The following is a 5,467-nucleotide window of genomic DNA, read 5'->3' on the forward strand; positions in this document are numbered from 1 at the left end:
ATCATGCCCTCGACCGCGCCGAACACGGATACGTTCTTCGTCGTGCGGTAATCGAAGCCGAAACCCGCCACCGCGCCGACGGTGCTACGGCTGCCCGGCGTGACAAACGACAGGTTCTGTCCGAGCAGCACGGTGTTGATGGTCGTGTCGCCCACACGCTGGAGCGCGATGACGCCGCCATGGATGTTGGCCTTGAGCTCGCCGCCAGCGAGGCTGGTCACCCGCGACAGGTCCACCTCGCCGCGCTCCTCGAAATCCTGCAGCGTGCGGCCGCCGACCGACAGTCCCTGTGCCGAGCCGGTCTCGCTATAGCCGTCGAACCGGCCGGCGACGTAACGCAGCCGTGCCGTCGGCGTCAGCACATAACCGTTGCCGACCTCGAGCTTGTAGCCGTAGGCGACCTCGGGGCAGACGTACCAGCCGCTGTAGTTGGCCGTCGCCGTCTCCGTGCCGTCGACCGCGGCGTTGTTCAGCACCAGGCGGCGCGATTTGTTGTCGGCATTGCCGCCCTGGATCGTGAAGTCGAAGAACTGCGCGGCCCATTCGAAGCGGCTGTAGGCGCCGCCGAACACGTAGTTGGTGTCGACCGACTGCGAGTTGAGAGCAACCGAGAGACCGCCCTGCCCGCCGCCGAGGAACGCGCCGACCAGCCAGTTCGGCTGCACCTTGCGGTCGATGCCGACGGCTCCGCCCCACGCCGTCGAGGTCGCGCGCAAGGTCGATGCGGTCTCATCCTGGATGCGCTGGCCGCCAAAGCTGTTGACCCAGACCGTAATCGGCGCCGGATCGGTCCACAGGCTGCGTGGCGCCTTGGTGAAGGGGCCGGCCTGTGCCGTCTCCGGCGCATAGGCCATCGCCATCATGTTGCTGCCGGCCGTGCCAGTGCCACCGTTCAGGCGCCCCTGCACCAGCGAGGAGACGCCGCTGGTAAAATCCATCAGCGTGCGGTCGGTCTGCGCAAGCGCGGTCGGATCGAGTGTCGCGAGAGTCGTGCCGGCGGCGACCGAAGGACCGTTGAAGGCGCCTCCCGACGTGATTGTATTGATGGTGCCCTCGAAGTTTCTGAAGGTCGGCAGACTGATCGTCGTCAACGACGACACCCTGCTGCTCGGCGCGAGATTGATGTTGACGACGTCGGCCCCGAAGCCGAAATCGACCACACCGTTGATCTTCGAGCCTGGCAGCAGCGTCAGCGTATCGGCCTTGTTGGAGAGCTGGATCGCCGCGCCGCTGGTGCCGGTGATGGTGCCGGAGTTCGTGATGTTCGATCCGTCGCTCGAAGAGATGCCGATCCTGGCGCTGATGGTGCCGGAGGCGAGATTGGTCAGKTTGACGTTTTGACCCGATACGCCAAACGCGTGACCGGTGATGTCGCCGGCGTTTACCACTGTTGCCAGACCGGAGGCCTGGATGGCACCTCCGTTTGCCGCGATCTGCGAGATGACACCGGAGCGATTATTGGTGATGTTGAGGGTACCGCCGGTAATGCCGCTCGCATCTCCCGAGATCGCTCCGGTGTTCGAGGTCAGATTCACCGTGTCGCCATTGATTCCGACGGTGTCAGGCCCCACTCCAGCGATCGTACCGGAATTGGTCACGGTGACATTCCTGACCTCGATCCCGCTCCCGCGCCCGCCGGCCTCACTCTTGATCGTGCCTGCATTGTCGATCGTCGCGGAAGCCCCGGTAATGCCGTGGAAACCCACGATCGTGGCCCTGGCAAGATTGGAGACGGTCACACCGCTCCCCGACGCGATCCCGGCCGAAGTAGCTCCGTCGATCGTGCCGGCATTGATGAATACACCGCCGTCGCGGCTCTTGATGCCAAATGCAAAACCGTGAACGTTGGCGCCAGCTTCGATCTTGTAGGTATTGTTGTCGTCAACGACCGTACCATAGCCGGTACGGCCGCCCTGCTGCGTGTCGACGTCGCCCGAACAGACAATCGTCGCGTTGCTGACGGGCGCCACCGGCGTGCAGGCGGCGACGGCCCGCTCGACCGTGAAGAATGGCATGGCGATCATGGCCGGCACCAAAAGGCGCATCGACCGCCAGGCCAAACTCCGTTGTGAAACACCGTCCAGACCCGTCACATTCATTTCCAGTCCCTCAGTCGCCACCATCTCGCCCCCACCGGCGCACAGGCACGTTGTCGGCAGCCCCTCCAAATGGAGGAGGCTGTCGCTGCGAATTGGATTCGCCGAGCGCTAAAGTAGAAATGTCCGCCGTATTGGACTTGGACGAAGGCGACCGGGTCGCGGCTCAGAACGAACCAAACGCGCATCGCCGGGAGGTGGTGCAGAGTTGTGACACCACCCGCGCCGCTTACACCTGGTCCCAGCCCGCCCTCTCCGCGCTCTCGGCCCACACCGCTGCGCGATAGATCTCGCGCCCGGTGTTGTCCCTGACGCGGATCCACGCATCGCGATCGCGCAGATCGTCGCGCCAGACGAAGAGATGCCGCGCCATCTCGTCGGCCACCACGAAAGTCGCCTTGGCATGTTCGAACACCATGCCGCCCGGGTCGATCTTCACGATATTGCCGACCAGGAGATCAAAGAAGAAACGGTGCATTCAACACTCCGGCCGCCGTTGCCGCACGCAACACTGGGTCATGATCTATTCCGCGCGCCAGAACACGTAGTCGGCCGAATACGGCACGCTGCGAAAGGTGCCCGCCCGGCTGCAGGGCCCTCTCACGACGCCCCCTTGCGTGTTGATGCGCTGGACGTGGGTCACGCCGTAGAGCAAGCCATTGCCGCTCTGGGTGATGACACCGAACTTCAGCCAGGGAAGATCGTCCTCCGTGCGGCCCGCGGCGCGCGCCACGATCCTGGCTTTGACCGAGCTGCCGTCCTTGTGCTCCCACACCAGCGTGCGCGCGTCGACCGCCTCCCAATGCAGGGCGGCGTAGTGGTGCCCCACCGAATTGTCGCCGTCCATGAGCGTGGCGGCGGGCTCGCGCGCCTGCCAGACGAGCCGGTTCGCGGMGTCGAGCTGGCACTCGTAGATCTGCGCGCCCTCGGCGTGGAGCGCGGCGCCGGGAATTTCGCCCGGGACCCCGATCTCGTCGCGCATTCCCGCCAGCGCGGACGATCCGTGCAGCACGCTTGCGAGAACGAGACTGCGGTACAACGCCCTTTTCATGGTCATGACTTTTCGATCAAGGATCATGTCAAATCCCTTTCGCCTGTTTGAAATGGCAGCTCTCTGAAATTCGGTCGGGGCCGGTTACAGCGCCTCGCCGCTCCTGACGTTGCTTGGCGTCGCGCCATAGGCCCGACGGAAGCAACGGTTGAAATAGGAGAGATCGCCGAAGCCGACGTCGTAGGCGATCGAACTCACCGGCCGCTCGGCGAAGTCAGGCTCGCGCAGCATGCGATGGGCACGCTTGAGGCGTTGCTCGGTCAGGAAGGACGAAAAGGTCTTGCCGTCGGCCTCGAACAATCGTTGGAGATAGCGCGGGGTCACGCCGAGTTCATGCGCAACATTTGCCACCGAAATATCCTGCTGCCAGCAATTGTTGACGATGAGAAATTTCGCCTTCTGGAGTCGCGCCGCCTTGATACCGCGCCGTCCGGTCGATTCCCGGGCGTGATCGGTGGCACCGAGAACGAGCGCCAGGAGATCATGCAGATGCGCGACGCCGAGCTGCCGCATCGCCGGTACCGCCAGCGCCTTTTCGTGCACCAGCGCCATCGCGTAGTCGACGAGCAGCCGAAGCCCGGTGGTGCGCTCCGGGATGACGCGCATCACTGCATCGTCGACATCCACGATCATCGGGGCCAGCACCCGTCGCGGCACGCGCAGCGAGAAACCACTTCCCAGCGAGAGCCGCTCGAAGGTCGTGACGTCCTCCGCGCTGGTCAGGACCGCCTCTCCTGCCTGAAGCCTCAAATCGTGTCCGCGCTCGGATATGCCGAGAACGCCGGACCTGTTCACGATCAGGGCGAGACTGTCGTCGCCATCTGCAACCAGCTGCTTCGTGCGAATGACCCGCGCTCCGCACAGTCCCCCGATCAGCAACTGGGCTTCCGGCAGGACGTGGGACGTGAAGCTCGCCGCGGCCGGCTTTCCGTCCCTTGCCTCGACCTCCGCCTTCAGCACGCCGCGGCAGTAGAATTCGCGCAAGAGCGGCACGCGCTCGTCTTCGGGAATGTGGTCCGTTGAAACATTGAAAATGGAAAATTCATCCTTGCCGCTCACTGCAATCTCTCCAACCAACGAGCAGGCTCGACCACGCGCTGTTGTCTCCCGCACCCGCGTTCGGTGCCGGCGCGCATTGTTCCGTGGCGCACGCTGCCCTCCTCATTTCAAGTGACGGCCATATACGAAAGTATCAAATGACACGCGTCATACGTTCGGAGGACTCGCGCACCTTGCTCATCACAATGGATYGAGATTGCGCGTTCGCGCGCTTCGCGATGTAAATCGGATCACACCGTGTCGTCGCCGCCGGTCCGCTGGGCAAACGGTGCCGCAAATCCGGCGGCGATCTTGACGAGGTCGGCCTGCCTGCCGGCGCCGGTCTTTTCGAACAGCCGGCCGAGATGCGTCTTCACCGTCGTCTCGGCGATACCGAGCTTGGCCGCAATGTCGGGAACCCCGCCGATCTCGACAATCGCCATCAGAACGCGCAATTCTGACGGCGTCAGCCTGAACGCCGCCGCGATTGCATCGGGCACGAGCGATGCCACCATCGTAGCCCTTTGAACGAACAGCACGGTGGCAGCTACATCACGCGGCAGATGGCGTTCCCGCCTCAAGAGAAACGCGTGGAGCAGATAGTGATGTCCGTCGGACGATGTCACGAGCTCGATCTGACGACGACCGGTCGAATGAATTCCTGCATCCGCGGAAATTTCGAACAGGCTGCGGAATATTTTATCCACCTGGGTGTTGCGGGCGACGAGTCTGTCGCCGACCATGGCGAGGAGATTGGCGTCGGCGAAGAGCTGACGGCACGCCGCATTGGCATGGACGACTCTCCCCTCCGCGTCGAGCAGGCAAATCGCCGTGCTCAGTCCGTCCAGGACATCGGCAAGATCGTCCACGGTATGCGAGCGCGCCCTGATCTGGCGACCCATGACCCGCGACCGCTGGATGTGAGGCGCGAGCAGGCACATACGCTCACGCATCGCGTCGTCGACGATCCCGCGGGACCGGTGACGCAACACCTGCAAGATCGTGGTGCGCGCGTTCGATTTTTCGAGCATGACGGTTGCGAGATCTATCGCTCCCTGCGGCTCCACCCATTCTCGATAGAAACTGGTCGCCACGAAGTCGGAATGGGGCATGACGTCGGTCACGCCGACCGTCTGGCCTGCGGCGAGATCGAGACGACGATCGAGCAACGGATCAAGTTCTACATATCTGTCGCGATAGAGCTGGCGGAACCGGGTATCCGTGCCAAAATGCTCGTGGATCTCGATTGAAAGCCCGGCTGCATCCCTGGACAGGATGGTGG

Annotated in this window: 5 protein-coding genes; all 5 read right to left on the minus strand. The window is 63.5% G+C overall.

The window, feature by feature from the left end:
• A partial coding sequence (locus AC1D00_RS24610; protein WP_477012438.1) for an autotransporter family protein occupies positions 1-2,024 on the minus strand: 2,024 nt, incomplete at its 3' end.
• 301 nt (positions 2,025-2,325) lie between these two features.
• Entirely contained in the window at positions 2,326-2,574 is a 249-nt protein-coding gene (locus AC1D00_RS24615) for a DUF6894 family protein (RefSeq protein WP_135173876.1), read from the minus strand.
• Positions 2,575-2,619: 45 nt separating this feature from the next.
• On the minus strand, positions 2,620-3,153 hold the full coding sequence (locus AC1D00_RS24620; RefSeq protein WP_477012439.1) for a DUF3455 domain-containing protein: 534 nt from the start codon (positions 3,151-3,153) through the stop codon (positions 2,620-2,622).
• Positions 3,154-3,231: 78 nt separating this feature from the next.
• Complete coding sequence (locus AC1D00_RS24625; protein WP_477012440.1) at positions 3,232-4,206, minus strand: helix-turn-helix transcriptional regulator; 975 nt, start codon at positions 4,204-4,206, stop codon at positions 3,232-3,234.
• A gap of 230 nt (positions 4,207-4,436) precedes the next feature.
• A partial coding sequence (locus tag AC1D00_RS24630) for a helix-turn-helix transcriptional regulator (protein WP_477012441.1) occupies positions 4,437-5,467 on the minus strand: 1,031 nt, incomplete at its 5' end.

It is taken from the genome of Bradyrhizobium sp. P2_E8, from assembly GCF_056403875.1.

Coding starts and splice junctions, on each gene's coding strand:
- AC1D00_RS24615 (WP_135173876.1), bottom strand. CDS start 2,574: ATGCACCGTTTCTTCTTTGATCTCCTGGTCGGCAATATCGTGAAGATC.